The sequence below is a fragment of the Halomonas sp. DP3Y7-2 genome (assembly GCF_019800795.1).
In the GTDB taxonomy this organism is placed as follows: Bacteria; Pseudomonadota; Gammaproteobacteria; order Pseudomonadales; family Halomonadaceae; genus Halomonas; species Halomonas litopenaei_A.
The window spans coordinates 361,290-385,729 of sequence record NZ_JAHVKJ010000011.1; the positions used below are offsets into that span (position 1 = coordinate 361,290).

Below are 24,440 nucleotides of genomic sequence, written 5' to 3' on the forward strand. Positions count from 1 at the left end.
CGGTCACTTGTCCTCGAATTCTGCGATGTCCGGCACATGCAGGGCGAAGTCTTCCTTCACCTCCTCCATGACCACGTAGCTCTTGGATTCCTTTACTCCGGGCAACGTCAGGACCACATCGCCCAGCAGCTGGCGATACGCCGACATTTCCGGAATCCGGCACTTGAGAATGTAGTCGAACTGACCGGAGACCAGGTGGCACTCCTGGATCTGCGGCAACTTTGAGACCGCCCGGCGAAACTCATCGAAGACGGCGGGAGACTGCGTCTCCAGACTGATCTCCACAAAGACCAGCAGGTTGGCCTTGAGCATGCGCGGATTGAGAATGGCCTTGTAGCCGCGGATAACGCCGGAGCGCTCCAGGCGCTTGACCCGCTCCAGGCAGGGCGTGGTGGACAGCCCTACCTGAGCGGCGAGGTCCACATACGACACACGGGCATTGTCCTGAAGGCAGCGAAGGATCTTGAGATCAATACGATCAAGGGAACGGTTCTTGGTTTTCATTGTGGTCCTGATGATCTAGCGGCAGGGACAGAGAGCTGGAAAGATCGACCAAAAAAGACCTGACAAAGAGGCATTTCACAACAATCTCTCGCGCCCCGCCACGCGGTGGCAACGTATTTTTCTGATTATCAGTATCACAGCCCTCTGACGGACTCCACCCCGAGGTTCAACGCAGCGGCCGCTTCAGCGCACCACTATCCCCGTGGAAACCGCCGTCATTCGCGCCTGTCCTGCCGCTGGGTCCAAGCACGGCGGAGAGCTATGGCAACCACTGCCCAAGCGTCACTCGCGAGTGTCCCGCCAGATCCCGAAGACTGCTGGCATTGGCATAGCCCAGTGCGATCAACTGGTCGCGCACCGCCGACGCCTGGTCGAAGCCGTGCTCCATCATCAACCAGCCTCCAACCGTGAGGTGCTCTCGCGCCTGGTCGGCAATGGTGAAGAGGTCCGCTAATCCTCGGTCGGCGGCCACCAGCGCCGAAGCCGGTTCATAGCGCACGTCTCCCAGGTCCAGATGAGGGTCATCCAGATCAATATAGGGAGGGTTGGAGGCAATCAGATCAAAGCGCTCGCCCGCGACAGCCGTAAACCAGTCGCTCTGCTGAACGCGGACCTGCAGTCCGTGACGACGCGCATTGCGCCGCGCCAGCGCCACGGCATCCACAGACAGGTCTACCGCGGTGACATGCCAGGCCGGGCGCTCGCTGGCAACCGCCAGGGCGATAGCCCCGGTACCGGTGCCCAGGTCGAGAAAACGGCCGACGTCAGCCTGCGCCTTTTCCAGCGCCGCCGTGACCAGGGTTTCGGTATCGGGACGGGGGATCAGCGTGCTTGGCGCCGTCTCCAGCGTCAGTCCCCAGAACTCTCGCTCGCCGGTCAGGTAGGCCACCGGGGTGCCCTGGTCGCGGGCAGCGACCAGAGCCTCGAAGCGCGCCCTTGCCAGCGGTTCCATGGGGCGGTCGCCCCAGGTGTAGAGCCAGGTGCGATCGACCCCGAGCACCTTCATCGCCAGCACTTCCGCATCCAGCCGCGCAGTGGGGCTGCCAGCGGAGGCGAGCCTCGCCCCCGCGCGGCCCAGCAACAGGTCGATGCGCATCAATGCTCCTGCTGCAGCGCTGCCAGCTGTTCCGCCTGATACTCATGGATCAGCGGCTGGATCACCTCATCCAGCCCTTCACCTGACACCACCTCACCGAGCTTGTAGAGCGTCAGGTTGATGCGGTGGTCGGTCACCCGCCCCTGGGGGAAGTTATAGGTGCGAATGCGCTCACTGCGATCCCCCGACCCGACCAGCGAACGGCGGGCATCGGCCTGCTCCTGCCGCTGACTGTCCTGGGCGGATTGCTTGAGCCTGGCGGCCAGCAGTGACATCGCCTTGGCGCGATTCTTGTGCTGACTGCGCTCTTCCTGACATTCCACGACCACGCCGGTGGGCAGGTGGGTGATACGGATGGCAGAGTCGGTGGTGTTGACGTGCTGACCGCCCGCACCGCTGGAACGAAAGGTATCGACGCGAAGATCGGCAGGGTTGATATCGATATCGGAGACCTCGTCCGCCTCCGGCATCACCGCGACGGTGCACGCCGAGGTATGGATACGCCCCTGGGACTCGGTGGCGGGAACTCGCTGAACGCGGTGGGCCCCGGACTCAAACTTGAGCCGTGCATAGACCCCCTCGCCCTTGACCCGCGAAATGATTTCCTTGTAACCGCCCTGCTCACCGTGGCTGGCGCTGACCACTTCGACCTTCCACCCCTGGTTTTCGGCGTAGCGCGAGTACATGCGAAACAGGTCACCGGCAAACAGCGCCGCTTCGTCACCGCCGGTGCCGGCACGCACCTCGAGAAAGACGTTACGTCCATCATCAGGGTCCTTGGGCACCAGCAGCTGCTTCAGCTCGACCTCGAGCGCCTCGAGTCGCTCAAGCCCTTCTTCGCGCTCCAGCTGAGCCAGCTCACGCATATCGGCGTCGGCGTCCTCGGCCATCTGCTCGGCAGTGGCCACATCCTCTTCGATGCTGCGATAGCGCTGCCAGGCCTCTACCAGAGGCTCAAGCTCAGCGTATTCACGAGAGTAGTCACGAAAGCGAGCCTGGTCGCTGATCACATCGGGCTCTGCCAGCAGGGCAGAGAGTTCCTCGAAGCGGTCGACGAAGGCATCGAGGCGCTCACGCAGGGAAGCTTTCATCGGTTATTCCTTGAAATCATGTAAGAGGGAGCAGCACACCCGACAGCCGCAGGCCGTGCTGAGCGCATCAGCCCGGCGAATGGGACTCGCCCAGCAGCAGCTCCACAGCAGCATCCATCAGCTCCTGGCGCTCGTCGGCCGCGGCGCCTCGCAGCGCCAGGGTCGGCTGGTGCAACAGGCGATTGGTCAACTGGTGGGCCAGCCGCCGAACCACGGCCTCAGGGTCTTCCCCCTTGGCCAGCCGCTCCAGGGCCTGAGCCTGGGCCTCGTCGCGCAGCGCCTCGCCCTTGGCACGCACGTCACGAATCACTTCACCGGCGCCACGAACGCGGCGCTCCTTGTGCCAGTGGGTAACGCCATGCTCGATCAGCGATTCTGCCTGATCCGCGGCCACCTGACGGTGGCGGCGATTTTCCTCGATGACCTCCTGCAGGTCATCGACGGTATAAAGGAAGATATCGGACAGGTCCCCCACCTCGGGCTCAATGTCCCTCGGCACCGCGATGTCCACCATGAACACGGGGCGATGACGGCGACGCTTCAGCGCCCGCTCCACCATCCCCTTGCCCAGTATCGGCAGCGGCGCCGCCGTGGAAGAGATCACGATGTCGGCATGTTCCAGCGCCTCGGGAATTTCATCGAGGCTGATGGCGGTGCCACCCAGGGCACCGGCCAGCACGCTGGCGCGCTCGCGGGTGCGATTGGCCACGGTCAACTGCTGCACCCCCGCCTCATGCAGATGGCGGGCCACCAGCTCGATGGTCTCGCCCGCCCCGATCAGCAGCGCTCGGGCGCGACCGAAATCATCGAAAATGCGACTGGCCAGACTGACGGCGGCATACGCCACCGACACCGGGTTCTCACCGATGGCCGTCTCGGTACGCACCTGCTTGGCGACGGCAAAGGTATGTTGAAACAGTCGCTCGAGCTCTCCCCCCAGCCCCTGCGCCTCCCGCGCCGCCTGATAGGCGTCCTTGATCTGTCCCAGAATCTGAGGCTCACCCAGCACCATGGAATCGAGACCTACCGCCACACGCATCAGGTGGCGGGCGGCATCCCCATCCAGATAATGGTAGGCGCAGTGCAACAGCTCTTCTCGGGGTAGAGCGTGAAACCGGCTGAGCCAATCAAGTACGTCGGACTCGCCGCGAGCATCGGTGACGCAGTACAGCTCGGTACGGTTACAGGTCGACAGCACCGCCGCTTCGTGCACACCAGGCAGCGCGCGCAGCTCGTTGAGCGCCAGCGTCAGCTGCGAGGGGCCAAAAGCCACCTTTTCGCGCACCTCGATGGCGGCGGTTCGATGATTGATGCCAAGGGCGAGCAGGGTCATGCGTTCGACGTCTTCATCAGCGGGTGTCTGGGGTGGTCCAGTGAACCACTCCTGCAAGGCGCCCTATCCTACCATAGGGTGTGGCGAGCTCGCTCCCTCGTCGCCGCCTTAAGGTATTGACCTTTGCCAAGAGACGCCAAGCCGTTATGCTGGGATTCCTGATGGAAAAGATGATGCCTCAATGCCTTCGAACGCGCGCCAAGGAATGCCAGCCCGCACCCTGCTTGCCCTGTCGCTGACAGCGTGGCTTGCCGGCTGCCAAAGCGTCTCCTATAGTCCCAGCGGCAGCGCCTATGACATGGCATCCGACGACCCGATGGCGGGCGCTCCCCCGATCACCCGGGGGCTCGACGCTGAAGGCCTGTCGACCCTGTTGATCGCGGAGATGGCTGGCCAGCGCGGCGACTATCGTCGAGCCACCGAAGGCTATCTGGCCGCCGCCGAACGCTATCGCTCGCCGGCCCTGGTCGAGCGCGCCACCCTGGCGGCACGCTTTACCGACGATACCGCCTTGATCGAACGCGCAGCGCGCCAGTGGCAGTCGGTCTCGCCAGAAGCTCCAGTGGCGGCTCAGATTCTCGGCAACCTGGCGGGCAGCCGCGGCAACTGGACAGAAGCGCTGCAGCAGCGACTGATCGCCCCCGGGGAAGACGACATTACCCGCTTCGTCGACACCGCTCTGTCCAGCGGCGCCGATCCTCAGGCGCTGGCGGCACAATTGAACGAGGCGTTGACCACCGGTCAGCGCGACGCGCGCCAACGGGACGACCTGCAGCTGGCCTTGGCCCTGACCGATTCCGCCTCGGGCAACCACGACGCGGCACAGCGGCGAATTGCCGCACTCGATGCCAGCAGCCGTAACAGCACCCAGGGACTGCTGGCGGAATCACGCATCGCTCTGGATGCAGGCCGCTACCAGCAGGCTCGCAGCACCGCACGCCGCGGCCTTGACCAATCACCGGAAGATCCTCGCTTCCTTCTTCTTATGGCGCGAGCCGACATCCGTCTGGGCAACCTGACCTCGGCCGAGGGGAACACCGACACGCTGCTGGATACCCGCGGCGACAATCCGCTGCTGCGGGTCGGCCTGGCCCAGCTCTACCTGGAAGAAGGCCATCGCGCGCCGGCCCGACGTCTGCTGCTGCCGCTGGTCGATGACCCTCAGGCGCCCAGCGCCCTCTATTTATTACTCGGCAGCATCGCCGAGCAGGAAGGCGACGTCGATAACGCCCTGCTGTACTACCGGCGAGTCCCCCCTGGGCCCGACTTCCTGCTGTCCCGTCAGCGGGCGGCCAGCATGCTGATCGAGGCCGATCGACTGCTGGATGCGCGCGCGTTCCTGCGGGTCGAACGCCTGCGCCACGATGAGGCCTATACCGGCCTGGTGGTCACCGAAGTCCAGCTGCTCGACCAGCAGGGCATGAATGCCCAGGCCGAGACATTGCTCAACCGCGAACTGACCCGCACACCGGAAGACGGCGACCTGCGCTACTTCCGCGCCATGCGCGCCTGGACCGAGGGAGACATGGACACCTCGGAACAGGATCTACGCACTCTGGTCGAACAGCAGCCGGACAATGCGGTCGCCCTCAATGCCCTTGGCTACACCCTGGCAGATGCAGGCGATCCTGATGACTTCGCCGAGGCAAGGCGACTGATTCAGCGCGCCTACGACCTGTCGCCGGACAATCCGGCGATTCTCGACAGCCTGGGCTGGATCGCCTATCGCGAAGGCAAACCTGAGGTCGCGCTACCCTGGATTGAACAGGCCTGGCGCCAGATTCCGGACCAGGAAGTGGCGGCCCACCTGATTGAGGTGCTGTGGGACCTTGGCGAGCGCGAACGCGCCCGCGACCTGCTCAAGCAGGCGCAGGAACGCTTCGAGGAGCGCCCGCTGATTGTCGACCTGCTGGATCGACGGCCAGAAATTGCCCCCTGACAGTACCAGGCGTCTGCCGGGTAGGTGACCGCCCTCCCCCGCAACGCTCTACCTTTATTCTCATAGTGTGTCTCCCGATGACCCGCAAGGACCCCGCGATGATGCCTTCTCTACGACTTCCCGCTATCGCCCTTAGCCTTTCTTTATTGGCTGGCTGCGCCACCTCCCAGAGCGTGACCGAGCCGCGCACCGAGCGCGAAGCCGGCGACTGGGAAGCGCAGCTGTCCCAGGTGGAAGCCTTTACCGCCTGGAACCTGACCGGCAAGGTGGGACTGCGCACCCCTGAAGACTCCACCAGCGCCAACCTGGACTGGCGCCAGACGCCCTACCACTACCGCCTGCTGGTGACGGGACCGATGGGCGCCGGTCGCAGCACCCTGGAAGGCCGTGACGGCCGCGTCTCGTTGACGACCAGCGAAGGGCGCTTCGAGGCCGACAGCCCGGAAGCCCTGATGGAACAGCGCCTGGGCTGGTCACTGCCGGTGTCCAGTCTGACCGACTGGGTAAGAGGACTGCCCGCCGACAACAGCGACCACCGCATGACAGAAGATGAGCTCGGCTTTCCGGCCACCCTGGAACAGGACGGCTGGGAGATTGACTATCGTGGTTGGGAAGATGTGTCTGGTACCTGGCTGCCGCGCCGACTGGTCATGACCTACGACGACCTGCGCGCCACCCTGGTGGTCAATCAGTGGCAACCGCTCGAAGAATGACGCGCACCTTTGCTTAAGCCATGACGCAAACCATCACCCACGCCATCACCCACGCCATCGCTCGGCCTGTCACTAGGGCAGTCATGTGGGCAGTCATTCCAGCAGTCATTCGAGCAGCCGCGGCTGCTCGACGGCACGACCAGTAAAGGCAACATGGCCATGCCCCAGCCACCCACCGCCGCAGCGCGGCTGACCTTGCCCGCCCCGGCGAAGCTAAACCGCATGCTGCATATCGTCGGCCGTCGAGCCGACGGCTATCACGAGCTGCAGACGCTGTTCCAGTTCCTCGACCATGGCGACGACATTACCATCGAGCTGCGCGAGGATGGCCAGCTGGTGCTGGACAGCGCTCTCGACGGTGTTGCTCCCCAGGACAACCTGGTGTGGCGCGCCGCCAGGCACCTGCAACAGTCCAGCGGCTGCCACCTCGGCGCTACGCTCTCGGTAACCAAGCGGCTGCCCATGGGGGGTGGCCTGGGCGGCGGGAGCAGCGATGCTGCCAGCGTGCTGGCAGGACTCAACCATCTATGGGGTCTGGGCATCCCTCGCCCGCAGCTGGCTGAGCTTGGGCTCAGCCTCGGTGCCGACGTTCCGGTCTTCGTCAACGCCCACGCCGCCTGGGCCGAGGGCATTGGTGAGCGCCTGATCCCGGTGGACCTCGATACTCCCTGGTTTGTGGTCGTGCACCCCGGTATCAGCGTATCGACCCCCGCCGTCTTCACTGCGCCAGAATTGACACGGAACACCCCCGCCATTACCATGGCGCGCGCACTCAAGGGGGGAGCGTCGAGCTGGCGCAACGATTGCGAAGACACTGTCAGGCAGCGCTATCCTGACGTGGCTCGTGCCTTGGACTGGCTGAACACCCGGGCGCCGTCGATGTTGACGGGTACCGGAGCATGTGTTTTTGCCCGTCTGACGTCGGAAGCCGACGCGGTGGCGCTGCTTGAAGCAATAGAGCAGCAGCAACCGGACTGGCACGCCTTCAAGGCCAAGGGCCTGAATCGATCGCCTCTCCTCGACGCCCTGCCCGATGATTGAGGCAGGACGTTATTGCTGGGGTATCGCCAAGCGGTAAGGCACCGGTTTTTGGTATCGGCATGCGGAGGTTCGAATCCTCCTACCCCAGCCAACTTCCTTCTGAGTCCTGGACTCACTCCCCCAGACTCACACTGAAGACCCAACACAGCAAAGGTGGCTGCGCGTGTCAAAATTGATGGTTTTCGCCGGGAATGCCAACCCCGAACTCGCCCGTAAGGTCGCCGAGAGCCTGGACAGCCGGCTTGGCAATGCCACGGTCGGTCAGTTCAGCGACGGAGAGGTCGCGGTCGAGATCAACGAGAACGTGCGCGGCAAGGATGTCTTTGTCCTGCAGTCCACCTGTGCACCGACCAACGACAACCTGATGGAACTGATCCTGATGGTTGACGCCCTGCGCCGGGCCTCCGCTACCCGTATCACGGCAGTGGTGCCTTACTTCGGCTATGCCCGCCAGGATCGCCGCGTGCGCTCTGCCCGTGTACCGATCTCGGCCAAGATCGTCGCCGACATGATGGTCAAGGCAGGCGTTGACCGGGTGATGACCATGGACCTGCACGCCGATCAGATCCAGGGCTTCTTCGATGTTCCGGTCGACAACGTCTACGGTTCACCGATCCTGCTCGACGACATCGAGCGCCAGAACTACGACGATCTGGTAGTGGTCTCCCCCGACGTTGGTGGCGTTGTCCGCGCACGTGCCATCGCCAAGCAGCTGAACGCTGATCTGGCGATCATCGACAAGCGTCGTCCCCAGGCCAACCAGGCCCAGGTGATGCATATCATCGGTGATATTCAGGACCGCACCTGTGTGGTCGTGGACGACATGATCGACACCGCTGGCACCCTGTGCAAGGCCGGTGAGGCCCTCAAGGATCACGGCGCGCGCCGTGTGGTGGCCTATGCCACCCACCCGATCCTGTCTGGCCCTGCGGTGGACAACATTTCCGAGTCGGTTCTGGACGAGGTTGTGGTGGCAGACACCATCCCGCTGTCCGAAACCGCTCGTCGCAGCGGGCGTATTCGCCAGCTGAGCGTGGCCGGCCTGATCGCGGAAGCGATTCGCCGTGTCAGCAATGAAGAATCCGTCAGCGCGATGTTCCACTGAGCCTGCGAAAGGCCAGCACATTGCGCGGGTAACGCGCCCCGGTCTCCGGGGCACCTGGAACCATCGAGGTCTGGTCGCGGGCTCGGTGGCTTCCTTACTTTTAGCCAAGAGGCAAATCCATGTCTGACTACAAACTTACCGCCAACGTTCGTAACGACCTGGGGAAAGGTGCGAGCCGCCGCCTGCGTCGTGCGAACCAGCAAGTGCCCGCCATCATCTACGGTGGCGAGAAGACGCCGCAGCCCATCGCTGTGGACAAGACCGCCTTCTACAAGGCCCTGGAAGAAGAAGCCTTCTTCTCCTCCGTCATCACCCTTGAGGTAGATGGCAAGGCCCAGCAGGTTGTCGTGCGTGACCTCCAGCGTCACCCGTACAAGCCGCTGGTGACCCACGCTGACTTCCTGCGTGTCGATGCGACTCACGAGATCACCATGCGCGTACCGCTGCACGTGGTCGGTCAGGACGAGTCCAAGGCGCTCAAGGAGCAGGACGGTGAACTGCACCAGCTGGCCAACGACGTTGAAATCAGCTGCCTGCCGAAAGATCTGCCTGACTACCTCGAAGTCGACATCTCCGGCCTGGAGCTGGGCAGCACTCTGCACCTGTCCGACCTGAAGGCGCCGGCTGGCGTCACCATCGTCGAGCTGACCTACGGCGAAGACCATGACCAGGCCATCGTCAACGTGACCAAGGCCAAGGCCATGCAGTCCGACGAAGAAGCTGCCGAGGACGAAGCTGCCGCCGCTGATGCCAGCGCCGACGCTGCCGAGGAAGCGAAGAACGAAGGCGAAGAAGGCGACAAGGAGTAATCTCTGTCCGCTTGATTCAAGGGCCACTGCGGTGGCCCTTTTCGTTTTCATCGATCGCTTTGCCCAGCGTCGCGCCGCCGAGGCCCTGAGCAAAGCGCTTGCCCGCACCGCGGCCGGAGACATGAGCATGACACGGATCAAGGCACTGATTGGCCTGGCCAATCCCGGCGCCCAGTATGAGGCGACCCGCCACAACGCTGGCGCATGGCTGGTAGAGGAAGTGGCCCGCCAGGCGTCTGCCGAGCTACGCCCGGAAAAGAAGTTTCTTGGGCTTTATGCCAAGGCCTTTGTGGAAGGACAAGACCTGCACCTGCTGGTACCGACGACCTACATGAATCGCTCCGGCGCCGCCGTCGCCGCTCTTGCCAACTTCTTCAAGCTGGCCCCTGACGAGATACTCGTCGCCCATGATGAACTCGACCTGCCCCCTGGCAGCGCCCGCTACAAGCAGGGCGGCGGCCACGGTGGACACAACGGCCTGCGCGACATCATCAGCGCACTGGGCAATGACAAGTCGTTCCATCGTGCGCGCATCGGCATCGGCCATCCGGGCAGTGCCAATCTGGTCACCAACTACGTGCTTGGCCGTCCCGGCAAGAGCGAGCGAGAGGCGATCGACGGCGCGCTGATCGAGTGCCTGGCGACACTGCCCCAGGCCCTGGCGGGCGATTGGGCCAAGGCGATGAATCGCCTGCACAGCCATTCGGCCTGACGACAGACTCCCGCGGCAGCGCTCAGCGGGTCGAGACAGGCTGTCACTCTGCCACTCGACGTCATACACTGATGCGCTTTCTGCGATGACTCGACTTCCTTCACCTTCTTTCAGGAATCACCCATGGGATTCAACTGCGGCATCGTTGGCCTGCCCAATGTCGGCAAGTCCACCCTCTTCAACGCCCTGACCAAGTCCGGCATCGACGCCGAGAACTTCCCGTTCTGCACCATCGAGCCCAATGTCGGCATCGTGCCGATGCCGGATCCGCGTCTCGATAAGCTGGCGGAGATCGTCAAGCCGGAGAAGGTCGTACCGACCACCATGGAATTCGTGGATATCGCCGGCCTGGTCGCCGGCGCGTCCAAGGGTGAAGGCCTCGGCAACCAGTTCCTCGCCAATATCCGTGAGACCCAGGCCATCGCCCACGTGGTGCGCTGCTTCGATAACGACAACGTCATCCACGTGGCCAACCAGGTCGATCCGGCGGCGGATATCGAGACCATCAACCTGGAACTGGCCCTGGCCGACCTGGATACCGTGGAAAAGGCCATCCAGCGCCTGGTTCGCGTGGTCAAGGGCGGCGACAAGGACGCCATCGCCACCAAGGCGGTGCTCGACCGCATCCAGCCTCACCTGGCAGAAGGCCAGCCGCTGCGCAGCTTCGATCTCTCTGACGACGAGAAGAAGCAGATCAAGAGCTTTGGTTTCCTGACGCTCAAGCCCACCATGTACATCGCCAACGTCAACGAGGATGGATTCGACAACAATCCTTACCTCGACGTGGTGAAGGGTATTGCCGAGGCGGAAGGCGCGGTAGTGGTGCCTGTGTGCAACCAGCTCGAGGCGGAGATCGCCGAACTCGACGACGAGGAACGTGAGATGTTCCTGGCCGAGATGGGTATGGAAGAGCCCGGCCTCGATCGCGTGATTCGCGCAGGCTACGCGCTGCTGGGTCTGCAAACCTACTTCACGGCGGGTGTGAAGGAAGTGCGTGCCTGGACCGTCAAGGTCGGCGCGACGGCCCCGGAAGGCGCTGGCGTCATTCATACCGACTTTCAAAAAGGCTTCATCCGCGCCGAAGTCGTGGCCTACGAAGACTTTGTCAGCCTCAACGGTGAGCAGGGTGCGAAGGACGCCGGCAAGTGGCGCCTGGAAGGCAAGGACTACGTGCTGAAAGACGGTGACGTGGTGCACTTCCGCTTTAACGTCTGATCCAGGCGCGACACGCTTGGGTCTGGGCTGAGCGGGGCCTGCCACCACACGCTGGTGTCGAAGCGCAGGCCCCGCCAGCACGATGACCAGAACGGCACCGAGGTACGCCTCGGTGCCGTTTTTGGTAGCACCAGAGCGAAACAGCGACTAACGAAAATCCCGCGACGTCACGCTCAGCGCCTTCCACCAGGCGCCGATATCCTCCAGGCGGCCAGCGATCACATGCACCACACTCCCCTCTCGCTCCAGGTGGCCGGTCACTCGCAATATCTGTGCATTGAGTAACGCCTGACGTTGAGCCTTGGCGGTGTCTCGCCACACCACCACATTGATATTGCCGCTGTCGTCCTCGAGGGTCACAAAGGTGACACCTGAGGCCGTACCGGGCCGCTGCCGCGTGGTCACAAGCCCTGCCACCTGAACCAGGCAGCCATGATCCACGGTCAACAGCTGCTGGGCGGTCAGACAGCCATCGAGCCCCTGCCGTTGCCCCGCCGTGGACTCACGCAGCAGCGCCATGGGATGGCGCCCAAGACTGAGCCCGAGGTGGCGATAGTCCGCCTCAAGGTCATCTTGCTCAAGGGGCGGCATCAACGCCGTGCTGTCTTCATCGAGCAGCTCGGTGTCCCCCAGGGCCAGGCCTGGCTGAGGCGCCAGCAGATCCCAGCGGGCCTGATAGCGATGTCCCGACAGACCAGCCAGGGCACCCGCAGAGGCCAGCGCCTCCCAGTCCTGTGAGCGGATCGATACACGCCGGCGCACATCGGCAAGACGGGTAAAGGGGGATCGGTCACGCTCCTCCAGCAGCGCCAGCACTGCCTCCCTGCTGAGCCCCTTCACCAGATGCAACCCCAACCGCACCGCTGGCCCTGCGGGATGCCCTGGTGCGTCCGCTGCCTCAGGGGGAGCCTCATGATCGACCTCCAGCGTCGACTCCCAGCGGCTTTGCAGCAGGTCTACCGGCCTCACCTGAACCCCATGGCGCTGAGCGTCCTGCAACAGTTGAGACGGAGAATAGAAGCCCATGGGCTGACTATTGAGCAGTCCACAGCAGAAGGCCGCGGGGTGATGGCACTTGAGCCAGGCGGACACATAGACCAGGTGGGCGAAGCTGGCCGCGTGGGACTCGGGGAAACCGTACTGACCGAAGCCTTCTATCTGGCGACAGATGGCCGCCGCGAATTCGTCGGTGTAACCACGCTCGCGCAGGCCGGCGGTCAGCTTGTGCTGGTGCTCGGCGATGGTACCCGCCCGCCGCCAGGCCGCCATGGCGCGCCTGAGCTGGTCAGCCTCGCCACCGCTATAGCCCGCCGCCACCATGGCGAGCTTGATGACCTGCTCCTGGAAGATGGGGACTCCCAGAGTTCGCTCGAGCACCTTTCTGACATCCGCGCTGGGGTACTCGACCTGTTCCAACCCGTCCCGGCGGCGCAGATACGGGTGGACCATGTCGCCCTGGATCGGCCCCGGCCTGACGATGGCAATCTCGATCACCAGATCGTAGTAATTCTGGGGCTTTAGCCTGGGCAACATGTTCATCTGGGCACGACTCTCGACCTGGAAGACACCGATGCTGTCTCCACGGGACAGCATGCGATAGACCTCCGGATCTTCCCGAGGAATCGCCGCGAGCGCCTCGATGGGGGTAATGACCCGGTCACCGCCATGGTCAGATGGCGAGTCGCTGTTTTCCTGCCGGGTCTGTTGCTGGCTGTGTTTTGGTGGCTGGCCCAGTAGGCCAAGAGTCTTGCGTATCGCGGTCAACATGCCCAGCGCCAGCACATCGACCTTCAGCAAGCCCAGGCTCTCCAGATCGTCCTTGTTCCACTGAATCAGCGTGCGCTCCTGCATGGCGGCATTTTCCACCGGGACCAATTCATGCAACGGCCCCCGAGAAATGACAAATCCACCCACGTGCTGTGACAGATGGCGTGGAAAGCCCAGCAGTTGCTCGACCAGCTCTACCAGGTGCTGACGAAGGCTGCGCGCGCCATCCTCGCTGCCCGGCTCGATCGATCCGGCCCCTGGGGAAGACGACGCCGTCACCGCGACGGACTGAGCGAGCTCCATGCGCAACCCAGTCAACCACGCCTGCTCGCCGTCACGTCGATCCAGTCGGCTGGCAAGCCAGCTCAGGTAGCTGGGCTGAAGGCCCAGCGCCCTACCCACGTCCTTCAGCGCGCTGCGAGGACGATAGCTGATCACCGTGGCGGCCAGCCCGGCTCGCTCCCGCCCATAGCGACGATAGATGTACTGGATCACTTCCTCACGCCGCTCATGCTCGAAATCGACATCAATATCCGGCGGCTCGTCACGCTCTTCGGAAATGAAGCGCTCGAACAGCAACTGCACCTGGCGTGGATCCACCTCGGTAATGAACAGGCAATAGCACACCACCGAGTTGGCGGCGGATCCCCTGCCCTGACACAGGATGCCCTGCCCGCGGGCAAAGGCCACGATATCCTCGATGGTCAGGAAGAAGGGGGCATACTGCATCCGCTCGATCAGCGACAGCTCGTGCTGAATCTGCGCAGCAATCTCGACAGGCGTTCCATCCGGAAAGCGCTTGGCCTGTCCCTGCTCCACCTTGTGGACCAACCAACTCATGGGGGTATGGCCCTCGGGCACCAGCTCCTCGGGGTATTCATAGCGCAGCTGGCCAAGATCGAACTGGCAGCGCTCGGCAATGCGCACGCTCTCATCGAGCATGTCACGGCTAAAGCACTCGGCCAGGCGTGGCAGCGAACGCAGACAGCGCTCTGCATTAGGCTCGAGCAGGTAGCCCGCCTGCTGCACGCTGGTGCCATGACGCAGCGCCGTCAGCACGTCCTGCAGACGCTTGCGCGCAGCCTGATGCATCAGCACCCCACCGGCAGCGACCAAGGGCAGCCCAAGACGTTTCGCCATGGTGACGGTGTGGTGATGACGCACCTCTTCACCGGCATCAAAGTGGCGCAGCAGCATGACCCAGCTACGCCCAGGATAATGCTGCTTCAGCCAGGCCATGCGATAGGCACAGCGATCATCACTGCCCGCTGGGTCATACAGCAGCAGGCAATCCTCAAGCCCTGCTAGCTCCTCCCAGTCCAACCGGTAATGGCCCTTGGGGGCCCGCCGACGGGCCAGGGTGATCATCCGGCAAAGTTGCGCATAGCCCTGGCGATTCTCGGCCAGCACCACCACCGCCTGATCCTCAAAACGAAATTCCGCGCCGACTATCAGAGTCATATCCAGATCGCGGGCGGCCTCCCAGGCGCGCACCACGCCGGACACGGAACATTCATCGGTGATGGCCAGCGCGCGATAGCCCAGGCAGGCCGCCTTCTCCACCAGCTCGTGTGGGTGAGAGGCCCCCTTGAGAAAGGTGAAATTCGTCAGGCAATAGAGCTCCGCATAGGCCAGCGGCGGCGCCCCAGAGGCTATATCGGCTGCAGGCGCTATCCGTCGGGCAGCGTGCTCCGATGAGGTCTCGCAGTGTTCAACCGAACCAGCCATGCAGCCACCATTGCCCGGTGTGGTCACGGAAGATCCAGCCACAGCGGGCATCGCCAAATCTCACGACGTAATAATCCCGCCGGGCCGGGGCGGCGTCCCACCAGCCACTGGCCAGGCGTTCTGGCCCGGCAAGCCACTCAAGCTGCGACAACGCTGCCGACGACATGGTCAGCGGGGTGGGCAGCAGCCAGGCAGGACGCGGGCCCTGGGGCAACACCTGCGCCGCTGCGCGGGTGCACCGCTCAAGCGTCGAGGCTCGCTCAGGGCGATGATCCTCGCGCCAGCGAGGCTGCATGACACTGTTCTGACCAAGCCGGGTTCGCAGGCGGCTGAACAGGGCATCGGCAGTTTCTTTGGGGGGCGCCGTATCGAACAGGTCCTGGGCGGGCTGCTCCTGCTGCGTCAGTTCGCTGACCTCTAGTCGCAGACGGCGCACTGGCGCATTGAGCTCACAGCGCTCCAGGCGCAACCGACATAGCTCGAGCCAGGCATCGGCAGACTGCTCTCCTCCGGCATGTCCCACCGTGATGTGCTGCTCTGCATCCCGCTGATACAGCGTCAGCTGCAGCGACAGCGCCTTGGCACAGCGCACATGCAGAAAGCCCTCCATTTCCATCAGCAGTCGCTTCAAGGGGAACAGCAGCGCAGGCGCCAATTCGATGTCATGGTTCAACTCGAGCTCACGCTCCAGCCGCGGTGGCGGCTCAAAGACGGGCAGCAGGTCAGGCACAGCACCGGTCAGCCGCTTGAGCCATTGGGTCAGATCGGGACCCAGTCGCGAAGCCAGAGATGCCGTCGGCAGAGCCAGCAGATCGCGAACACGCTGGAAGCCTAGCCCTTGCAAACGCGCCAATTGGGCACGCGGCAGCGCCAGCTGGGACAACGACAGCTGCCCCAGCCGCCGATGATGGCCATCAACATCGGCTCCAGGGCTCTGAGTACCATTGCCCCGAATACCAGTGCCCCGAAAACCAGAGCCCCGAACACCAGCGCCCCGAACAGCGCTGTCCTCATCGTGTGGGCGGACGCCCCCCGCACGAGCCAGCAGCACCGCCGCCAAGGGCGTATGCCCCGTGGCGCAGACGAGATCGAGCTCCAGACCGGCCAGCTCGCTCTCCAGCCTGGACCACAGCGCGGCAAGACCACCGAAGTAATGGAGCATCGAGCCAATTTCCAGCACCACGCCCCGGGCAGGCTCGCCAGCGAGGCTAGGCTCGAAACTGACACGCGCGCTAAAACGCCCCACCCACAGGGCGAGCCCTTCCAGCCGCTGTCGACATGCGGCCGTGTCCGCCGTGAACAATTGCAGCTCAGGCTCCAGGCTTAGCGCCGTGCTCACGGTCATGCCGGGCCGCACTCCTTGACGCTGGGCCTTGCTGCATACCTGCTGGACACGCTCTCCATTGGCCGATACCAGCGCCTTGGGCTGCGTGTCGCCAAGAGCCACCACGTCAAGCTCAAAGCGAGGACCATGCAGGCACAGCCATAACCCCTTCATGGCGCCCCCCTGTTCACCGGTGACAGGGACGAGGTCGGCAGATCCAAGGTGATCGTTTTTGCCGGTATGGCACCCTTGCGCTTGAAGGCCTCCACCTCAAGCCGACCATTAGCGCTGCCCCCCAGGCGCAAACGCCAGGGTGCAGCAGACCCTTGCTGGCCAAGCGATGCAGGGCGCAGCAATACGCCGACCCCGGTGCCCCCCGCCATCGCCAGTTGCAGGCGACGCAACCAGCTGCCCTGGAGGGCGCCAAACCAGCCAAGCACCAGGTCACAACAGCCACTTTTCACCACCTGTTCCATGGCCCACAGACGTTCTTTGGTGGTGCCTGTCTGAATGACATGGATCTTGGTGATACCGATGCCCGCCGCCTGCAGTGCCAGGGCATGAGGTATCCAAGGGGGATCCAGCAAGACAATCCGCTGGCTGCGAGTCATCAGTGGCGCCAGCAGGCGGATTTCACCGATACCGGGATGGTCAAGCAACCACTCCATCAGGTCTCCACGGGGCCAGCCCCCACCCAACACCTCATCCAGTGTCGCGAATCCGCTTGGCACAACCAGAGCATCCGCCTGAGAGGTCTCCCAGTCCCGCGCAGGATCACGGCCCGCGCGCCATAACGTTCCCCGTTGCATTAGTTGAGTGATGTCGACGGGGTGTGCTGCTGTCATGGCGCCCCCTCCTTGAAAGTGATGCGAGTCATGCTGAACAGAATACTGTTATTTTATACAGTATTTAAGGAATGCCAAGCGATGACGGCTTGAGACGTCGCCAAGACGTCAACGCAGTCAGCGTGACATGGGGTCTGTCGTCAGGGCTCAGCACTGCATAGGTTCCACCGAGAAAGGCGGGACAAGAGGAGTAAGGTGAACACAGACCGTGACGCAGCTCACCGCAGCCTGGAAAAGACTGTGGAATAGTCGTGCGGAACATTTGCCTGCTGCCCGAAGGCGTACGCCAGTGACCACCACTCCCCTTCCCGCTTCCCCCGACCTTGTGATGTCAGCGCTTGAGATCAGGGTGCAGGGCTGCGTTCAGGGCGTCGGGTTTCGTCCTTGGGTATGGCAGCTCGCCACCGCTATTGGCGTGACGGGGAATGTCCGCAATGATGGCCAGGGGGTCGTGATTCGCGCTCAGGGGTCCCCGGCACAGTTGGCGACGCTGCTGACACAGCTCGACAGTGAGCCGCCACCGCTGGCGACCATCACAGGCATCGCATCGTCCGAGTTGCCCCCAGTGGAATCGATCACCGATTTCACCATCATCGACAGTCGGCCCGGACTAACTCGCACCGATATTGCGGCAGATGCCGCTGTCTGCGCCGCGTGCAAAGCCGAGATTCTCGATCCGATGCAGCGCCGCTCGGGCTATGCATTGACCAATTGCACCCACTGCGGCCCGCGACTGTCGATTATCCGGGCCATGCCCTACGACCGTGCCGCCACGACCATGGCGGCCTTCCCGCTTTGCGCCAGCTGCTGCCAGGAGTACCGTTCCCCTGCCGATCGGCGCTTCCACGCACAGCCCATCGCCTGCCCCGACTGCGGTCCACGGGTCTCGCTGATGCGTCTTGATCGCGACCATGGTGTGCCCGCCACCGACCCGGAGAACCACGCTGATATCTCTTATGGCAGCCCTGAAAGCAGCCCTGATGCCGATCCGATCATGGCCGCGGCAGAGCTGATCTGCGCGGGTCATATCGTGGCCATCAAGGGACTCGGCGGCTATCAGCTCGCCTGTGATGCCTCTCGAGAGGATGTGGTCGCACGACTGCGCCAATTGAAGCGCCGACCGACGCGGCCCCTGGCATTGATGATGGCGGATCTCGCGATGGTCTCCCGCTACTGCCACGTCAGCCCGCGGGAGGCCGAGGCGCTAGAGAGCCCGGCGGCGCCGATCGTCCTGCTGGAGCGACGCAAGGCTCCGCCCATGTCGGCCACCGACACGCACATGTCTCCCAAAAGGCCTAGCCAGGCCCCCAACCTGGCTCTAGATATCGCCCCGAATCCGGCTCCCGACATCGCCCCGAACCTGGCTCTAGATATCGCCCCGAACCTGGCTCCAGGTCTGGACCGCCTGGGGGTGATGCTGCCGTCCACGCCCCTGCACCTGTTGCTGTTTCGACATATCGACGTACCGCTGGTACTGACCAGTGGCAATGCCTCGGGCGAGCCGCAGCTGATCGATGATGCTCGTCTCAGCGATGCACTGGGGGCTATGGCCAGCCACGCCCTGAGCCATGATCGCGGTATCGTCAGGCGCGTTGATGACAGCCTGGTTCAGGACGCCGCGGGAGCCTTGCGCGTCCTGCGGCGGGCTCGGGGCTTCGCGCCAACGTCGCTGCCATTGCCGCCGGGGTTCGAGGATATTGGCCCTGGCCTCGCCCTTGGCCCGCAGCAGAAAGCCACGTTCTGCCTGATCGATCGAGAACGCGCCATTCTGTCGCCTCATCAGGGCGACCTGGACGATCCCGCCACCCTGGATGACTTCGAGCATCATCTGCAGGATTTTCTGAAGCTCTACGACCATCGTCCTGATTGGCTGGCCTGCGATCGTCATCCGGACTATCACACGAGCCACCTGGCCACAGCGATGGCCGCTCGCGAGGGGCTGACGATAACGCAAGTCGGCCACCACCATGCCCATATTGCCGCCTGCCTGGGCGAACATGGCCGACCACTGTCTGCACCGCCGGTACTGGGTATCGCCCTGGATGGCCTCGGCCTTGGCCTGAATGGTGAGCTATGGGGTGGAGAGTGCCTGCTGGCGGACTACCAGCAGTGTCAGCGCGTGGCAGCATTGAAGGCGGTGCCGATGCCCGGAGGCGCAGCCGCCGCCCGAGAACCCTGGCGCAATCTTGTCGCCCAGTGGTTCGCCGGCCCTGGCATTGACGCCTTGCTAGGAGGCTATCCCCAACTGGAGGTGGTCAAGCGGCTTGGCGGCATGCCCTTGCAAGCCCTGGTTGCCATGCTCAAGGCAGGCCTCAACAGCCCCAAGGCGTCATCCTGCGGCAGGCTGTTCGACGCCGTCGCGGCGGCACTCGAGCTGAGCTTCGAGCACCAGCATCACGAAGGCGAAGCCGCCATGGCGCTGGAAACACTGGCTGCCAGGGCACTGGCCCGAATGTCCGTGCACGACCTCGGCACCGCCCCAGGCTATCCCCTCGACATTACCGTTTCAGACACTGGCGTCATGCTGCTGGACCCGGCCCCCCTGTGGCCGGTGCTATTTGATGATCTGGCCAGGGGCTGCGACCCGGCCCTCTGCGCGGCGCGCTTTCATCTGGGCCTGGCCACCGCCTTGGCTCGTGTCGCTTCGACACTCTCGCAAGACCACCCTTTTGACACCGTGGCCCTGAGTGGTGGCTGCTTCCACAACCGTAGCTTGCTTGCGCTGGTCGAGCAGCGCCTTGGTGCGCTGGGCTTCAAGGTGCTGAGTCACCGCCAGGTACCGGCCAATGACGGGGGCATTGCCCTTGGCCAGGCGCTGATTGCCGCAGCACCTGCTCGCCGCCAGCACCCACCACACTCGCCGTTACACCCTTGTCTAGTGCCCGACGGCCATGACGACGACTCACAGGAGAGTACCCATGTGCCTGGGAATCCCGGGGCAGATCATCACGATCGATGATATCGACACCAGTCTGGCCACCGTGGACGTCAGTGGCGTCCGCCGCCAGATCAATATCGCCTGCATCATCGATGATGCCCATCCGCCCGAATCCTGCGTGGGAGACTGGGTGCTGGTACACGTCGGGTTCGCCCTGAACCGGATCGACGCTGCCGCCGCTGAACGTACCCTGGCGATGCTGGACATGCTCGGTGATACCCACGAACTCGATGCCTTGATGGACAGCCAGGAGAAGCGGCAATGAAGTTTATCGATGAATTCCGCGACCACACACGAGCCCGCCAGACCCTGGAGCACATCACCACGCTGGTCGAGAAGATCTGTCGTGATCGCCCTGCCCCCCTTCGCATCATGGAGGTCTGCGGAGGTCACACCCACGCGATCTTCCACTATGGGCTGGAGGCGATGCTGCCCAAGCAGCTGGAGCTGATCCACGGCCCGGGCTGTCCGGTCTGCGTGCTGCCCATGGGACGCGTAGATGACTGCCTGGCGATCGCTGAACGCCCCGAGGTCATCCTGGCGACCTTTGGTGACGCCATCAGGGTTCCAGGCTCTCGCAAGAGCCTGCTTCAGGCCAAGGCCGAAGGCGCCGACGTGCGCATCGTCTACTCGCCCATGGATGCACTGGATCTCGCTATCCGCCATCCAGAACGGGAAGTGGTGTTCTTCGGCCTGGGCTTCGAGACCACGATCCCCTCCACGGCTCTGACCATCACCCAGGCACAGCGCCAGCGCATCACCAACTTCTCGGTGTTCTGCAACCACATCACCATCATTCCCACGCTGAAGGCCATTCTCGAGAATCCCGATCATCGCTTGGACGGCTTTCTCGGGCCGGGCCATGTGTCAATGATCATCGGCACCGAGCCCTACCGCTTCATCGCTGAACATTACCGTTGCCCGGTGGTCATCTCCGGCTTCGAGCCCCTGGACATGCTGCAATCTCTGCTGATGGTGGTGCGCCAGCTGCACGACGGCCGCGCCGAGGTCGAAAACCAGTACCAGCGGCTGGTTTCCCGAGACGGTAATCCCGCTGCACTGCAGGCTGTCCACGAAGTGTACGAATCCCGCCAGTCATGCGAGTGGCGGGGCCTGGGGCCCATCGAGGACTCCGGCATGCAGATTAGGCAGGCATACGCCGCCTACGATGCCGAGCGCAAGTTCTCGCTCCCGAACCAGCAGGTGGCCGACCCCGAGGCGCTGCGCTGTGGCGAGGTACTGACCGGCAATCTCAAGCCCTGGCAGTGTGAATTGTTCGGTAGCCAGTGCTCCCCGGAGTCCCCCTGCGGCGCCCTTATGGTCTCGAGTGAAGGCGCCTGCGCCGCTTACTTCCAATATGGCGGCCCCCGCGCAGAGCAGCATGAAGAGGTCTCGCCATGAGCCACAAGCGTACTCTGGCCACGGTCAATGCAGCCACCATCACCCAGGCCCATGGGGGTGGCGGCAAGGCCATGAAGGACCTGATAGATGATGTCTTCATTCGTGCCTTCGGCGCCCCTGAGGATACCCTCGAGGATCAGGCTCGACTGGCGCTGGAACCCCTCTGCCGTGCCGGGGATCGGCTGGCCATGACCAGTGATGGCTTCGTGGTGAAACCTCTGTTCTTTCCGGGTGGGGACATCGGCAGCCTGGCGGTCTGCGGCACCGTCAATGACCTGGCGGTAGGTGGCGCCCTTCCACGCTATCTGTCCTGCTCGGTGATTCTGGAAGAAGGACTGCCGGTCGATGACCTGAGACGTATTGCCCGATCCATGAAGGAAGCGGCAGACCGTGCCGGGGTCGCCATCGTGACCGGCGATACCAAGGTGGTCGAGCGTGGCGCCTGCGACGGTATCTTCATCACCACCACCGGTGTGGGGGTGATCCCTGCCGAGCGCCGCCTGAGCATCGAGCAGATTCAGGCGACAGACGTGGTCATCGTCAACGGCTGGCTGGGCGACCACGGTGCAGCGATCCTGGCCGCCCGTGGGGATCTCTCGCTGGAGACGGCTCTAGAGAGCGACTGCGCCGCCCTCAATGGCCTGGTGGAAGCACTGCTCGAGGCGGTGCCGAACACACGCTGCCTGCGCGATGCCACCCGCGGTGGGGTCGCCACAGTGCTCAACGAGATGGCCGAGGCCTCGCAACTGTCCATCGAACTTCAGGATGCGTCCTTGCCGCTGCGCCGAGAGGTCAGGGGCATGTGCGAGATCCTGGGCCTGGACCCTCTCTATCTGGCCAACGAAGGCAAGCTGGTGGCCGTGGTACCGGCGGATCGTGCCGATGCCGCCCTGGCCGCGCTCAAGCGCCATCCCCTGGGCCGGGACGCCAGCGTGATCGGCCACGCCCATACCGGCAAACCCGGACGGGTTACCCTGCGCACCTTATTTGGAGGCCAGCGAATCGTCGACATGCTGGTGGGTGAGCAGCTTCCCAGGATTTGTTGAACCGCAAGCGCTTGATGATCTATGCAGCGCGGTCTTAGGTGGCGTCACTGGGCGTCACTGGGCCCCGCCGCGTCGCCACCCTCAATCCCATAGTCAATTCCATAGCGCTTGAGCTTGGCGCGCAGCCCAATGCGCGAAAGCCCAAGCTCCTCGGCGGCACGTGTCTTGTTACCGCCATGCCGGGTCAACGCATCGAGCAGGCAGCGCGTTTCCAACAGTTCTATCTGCTCCCGCAGGGTCGCCGCGGGAGCGGTCGTCGAGGCGGGATGACTCTGCCGGAGGCTATCACGAACGCAGTGTTCTCCTGGCACTGCGCCTAGGCCCCCGTCTGTTTGCTCTGCTCTAATGTCACTTCTAGCGGCACCTCCGGCTTTACCCCTGACCGGCCCCTTGTTCCTTTCTTCACAACCCCATCCTTCACAGCCCCATCCTTCACAGCCCCATCCTTCACGACCCCGCTCTTTACGGCACGGCTCTTCACGATACTCTTCACGGTACGGCTCTTCACGGAACATGCCGGCATGGGGTGGTGTTCGCAGGGCTTCGGGCAGCAGCTCCAGACCGATGGTCGCGCCGGTCGTCATCATCAGCATGCGCGTAATCTGATTTTCCAGCTCGCGCACGTTACCGCTCCAGGGTTGGGCCGATAGACAGTCAAGCACGCCAGGACCAAACCCCGAGACACGCACGCCGTGACGGCTGGCCAGCTGCATCAACAGCGCTTCTGCCAGCGAAGGAATATCCTCAGGCCGTTCACGCAGTGCCGGCAAGGCCACCGTGGCAACGTTCAAACGATGGTACAGGTCTTCCCGAAAGCGGCCCGCTGCCACCTCTGCCGCCAGATCACGGTGGGTGGCGGCAATCACCCGCACATCCAGCTGACGCACAGTGTTGGTACCCACCGGACGTATCTCGCCCTCCTGCAGGAAGCGCAGCAATCTCAGCTGGAAGGCGGGCGAGGCGTCCCCAATCTCGTCGAGCAGCAGCGTGCCCTGCTGCGCCCGCTCCAACATACCGATACGGTGGGCACTGGCGCCGGTAAAGGCCCCCTTGCAATGTCCAAACAGCTCGCTTTCCAGCAACTCGTCTGACACCGCGCCGCAATCCAGCGCCAGAAAGGGCATCTCGGAGCGCAGGCTGGCTGAATGTATGGCCCTCGCCATCAGCTCCTTGCCGGTGCCACTTTCTCCTGTCACCAATACCGGGACGTCGAAGCCGGCTATCCGAGCAGCCAGATGACAGAGGCCATCAAGGGGCGACCCCGGCAAACGAATGATTCGTTCAAACCCGCGGGACTGTTGCAGCTGCTGTCGATGCGCGGCCAGACGCGCCTGTACGACCGGCTGTGACAGCGCCTGTTCGGCGCGCAGCCGGCGTGTTTCTCGCTCCAGCCAGTAGTGCTGCTGAGCATGCTCAACGGCGCGTACCAGCGTCCAAGGCAGATGCTGACGAAAGAGACGCTGAAACGCCTCGGGCAGCGCCACGTCGCTGTCGCCTCCCCTGACCATCGCTGCCGCATGCTCGGTCTCCCCCTCAGACGCCTCATCCAGCACGAGAAGACCACGCACGTCGGGCCAGCGCTGGGTCAGCTCCTGGACCCAGCCCGGCGACAACGGCACCCGGGTATCGACGACCAGCACCCCAACCCATTGCCGCGTCAGCTGCTCCCGGGCCCCTGGCCAATCCTGTGCGACCAGACACTCCGGCGCAGGCGATGACAGCCCGCTGAGCAGAGACTCGTACAGCGACTGGCCCACCACCAGCACACCGGGAAGCGCATCCGCTGCGACCAGGCCCGCCCCCAGCGCCGAGCGCTCAGTCAGGGAAGACACG

19 protein-coding genes and 1 tRNA gene are annotated in these 24,440 nt (G+C 63.7%); 12 read left to right on the forward strand and 8 right to left on the reverse strand.

Features of this window, described 5'->3' with window-relative positions; all coding sequences use genetic code 11:
- Nucleotides 1-3: 3 nt before the first annotated feature.
- From KUV45_RS17200 to hemA, 4 genes are all read right to left on the reverse strand, one after another.
- On the reverse strand, nt 4-504 hold the full coding sequence (locus KUV45_RS17200; protein ID WP_206943397.1) for an Lrp/AsnC ligand binding domain-containing protein: 501 nt from the start codon (nt 502-504) through the stop codon (nt 4-6).
- Between the two features lie 259 nt (nt 505-763).
- Nucleotides 764-1,600 (reverse strand): peptide chain release factor N(5)-glutamine methyltransferase, encoded by an 837-nt coding sequence (gene prmC, locus KUV45_RS17205; RefSeq protein WP_222163540.1) that lies wholly within the window; start codon nt 1,598-1,600, stop codon nt 764-766.
- A complete protein-coding gene (prfA, locus tag KUV45_RS17210) occupies nt 1,600-2,691 on the reverse strand; it encodes a peptide chain release factor 1 (protein WP_206943402.1) in 1,092 nt (363 codons plus the stop codon). Before prfA ends, prmC begins: the two co-directional genes overlap by 1 nt.
- A 67-nt stretch (nt 2,692-2,758) precedes the next feature.
- Nucleotides 2,759-4,024, reverse strand: a complete 1,266-nt coding sequence (gene hemA / locus KUV45_RS17215) for a glutamyl-tRNA reductase (protein ID WP_222163703.1) — start codon at nt 4,022-4,024, stop codon at nt 2,759-2,761.
- A gap of 181 nt (nt 4,025-4,205) precedes the next feature.
- Here hemA and KUV45_RS17220 point away from each other — a divergent pair, with 181 nt between their 5' ends.
- The 8 genes from KUV45_RS17220 (at nt 4,206) to ychF (ending at nt 11,558) form a co-directional block, all read left to right on the forward strand.
- A complete protein-coding gene (locus tag KUV45_RS17220; protein WP_224852064.1) occupies nt 4,206-5,963 on the forward strand; it encodes a tetratricopeptide repeat protein in 1,758 nt (585 codons plus the stop codon).
- 98 nt (nt 5,964-6,061) lie between these two features.
- Nucleotides 6,062-6,676, forward strand: coding sequence for a lipoprotein insertase outer membrane protein LolB (gene lolB, locus KUV45_RS17225; RefSeq protein ID WP_224852063.1), 615 nt, complete (start codon nt 6,062-6,064; stop codon nt 6,674-6,676).
- Between the two features lie 159 nt (nt 6,677-6,835).
- Nucleotides 6,836-7,717, forward strand: a complete 882-nt coding sequence (gene ispE, locus KUV45_RS17230) for a 4-(cytidine 5'-diphospho)-2-C-methyl-D-erythritol kinase (RefSeq protein ID WP_222163543.1) — start codon at nt 6,836-6,838, stop codon at nt 7,715-7,717.
- Between the two features lie 16 nt (nt 7,718-7,733).
- Nucleotides 7,734-7,808, forward strand: a tRNA-Gln gene (locus KUV45_RS17235).
- Nucleotides 7,809-7,880: 72 nt separating this feature from the next.
- Nucleotides 7,881-8,822 (forward strand): ribose-phosphate pyrophosphokinase, encoded by a 942-nt coding sequence (locus tag KUV45_RS17240; protein WP_206943411.1) that lies wholly within the window; start codon nt 7,881-7,883, stop codon nt 8,820-8,822.
- A gap of 119 nt (nt 8,823-8,941) precedes the next feature.
- On the forward strand, nt 8,942-9,631 hold the full coding sequence (locus KUV45_RS17245) for a 50S ribosomal protein L25/general stress protein Ctc (protein WP_222163545.1): 690 nt from the start codon (nt 8,942-8,944) through the stop codon (nt 9,629-9,631).
- Nucleotides 9,632-9,758: 127 nt separating this feature from the next.
- Nucleotides 9,759-10,343 (forward strand): aminoacyl-tRNA hydrolase, encoded by a 585-nt coding sequence (gene pth, locus KUV45_RS17250; protein ID WP_222163705.1) that lies wholly within the window; start codon nt 9,759-9,761, stop codon nt 10,341-10,343.
- Nucleotides 10,344-10,466: 123 nt separating this feature from the next.
- Entirely contained in the window at nt 10,467-11,558 is a 1,092-nt protein-coding gene (gene ychF / locus KUV45_RS17255) for a redox-regulated ATPase YchF (RefSeq protein ID WP_206943415.1), read from the forward strand.
- A 147-nt stretch (nt 11,559-11,705) separates the two neighbouring features.
- Here ychF and KUV45_RS17260 read toward each other — a convergent pair whose 3' ends face one another.
- From KUV45_RS17260 to imuA, 3 genes are read right to left on the reverse strand one after another with little or no spacing between them, the layout of a single operon-like run.
- The gene (locus tag KUV45_RS17260) at nt 11,706-15,053 is read right to left on the reverse strand and encodes an error-prone DNA polymerase (protein WP_222163547.1); all 3,348 of its coding nucleotides are present in this window, start codon (nt 15,051-15,053) and stop codon (nt 11,706-11,708) included.
- Nucleotides 15,037-16,551, reverse strand: coding sequence for a DNA polymerase Y family protein (locus KUV45_RS17265; RefSeq protein ID WP_222163549.1), 1,515 nt, complete (start codon nt 16,549-16,551; stop codon nt 15,037-15,039). The genes KUV45_RS17260 and KUV45_RS17265 overlap by 17 nt, the downstream gene beginning before the upstream one ends.
- Nucleotides 16,548-17,222, reverse strand: a complete 675-nt coding sequence (gene imuA / locus KUV45_RS17270) for a translesion DNA synthesis-associated protein ImuA (RefSeq protein WP_222163550.1) — start codon at nt 17,220-17,222, stop codon at nt 16,548-16,550. Before imuA ends, KUV45_RS17265 begins: the two co-directional genes overlap by 4 nt.
- A gap of 289 nt (nt 17,223-17,511) precedes the next feature.
- Between imuA and KUV45_RS17275 the strand changes: the two genes are divergently transcribed.
- From KUV45_RS17275 to hypE, 4 genes are read left to right on the forward strand one after another with little or no spacing between them, the layout of a single operon-like run.
- Entirely contained in the window at nt 17,512-20,181 is a 2,670-nt protein-coding gene (locus KUV45_RS17275; RefSeq protein ID WP_222163552.1) for a carbamoyltransferase HypF, read from the forward strand.
- Nucleotides 20,141-20,425: a HypC/HybG/HupF family hydrogenase formation chaperone gene (locus KUV45_RS17280; protein WP_222163553.1), complete on the forward strand. Its 285-nt coding sequence runs from the start codon at nt 20,141-20,143 to the stop codon at nt 20,423-20,425. Before KUV45_RS17275 ends, KUV45_RS17280 begins: the two co-directional genes overlap by 41 nt.
- A complete protein-coding gene (gene hypD / locus KUV45_RS17285) occupies nt 20,422-21,561 on the forward strand; it encodes a hydrogenase formation protein HypD (protein WP_222163555.1) in 1,140 nt (379 codons plus the stop codon). Before KUV45_RS17280 ends, hypD begins: the two co-directional genes overlap by 4 nt.
- A complete protein-coding gene (gene hypE / locus KUV45_RS17290; protein WP_222163556.1) occupies nt 21,558-22,607 on the forward strand; it encodes a hydrogenase expression/formation protein HypE in 1,050 nt (349 codons plus the stop codon). The genes hypD and hypE overlap by 4 nt, the downstream gene beginning before the upstream one ends.
- A gap of 44 nt (nt 22,608-22,651) precedes the next feature.
- Here the strand turns inward: hypE and KUV45_RS17295 are convergent, their stop codons facing one another.
- Nucleotides 22,652-24,439: a sigma-54 dependent transcriptional regulator gene (locus KUV45_RS17295; protein ID WP_222163558.1), complete on the reverse strand. Its 1,788-nt coding sequence runs from the start codon at nt 24,437-24,439 to the stop codon at nt 22,652-22,654.
- Between the last annotated feature and the right edge of the window lies 1 nt (nt 24,440).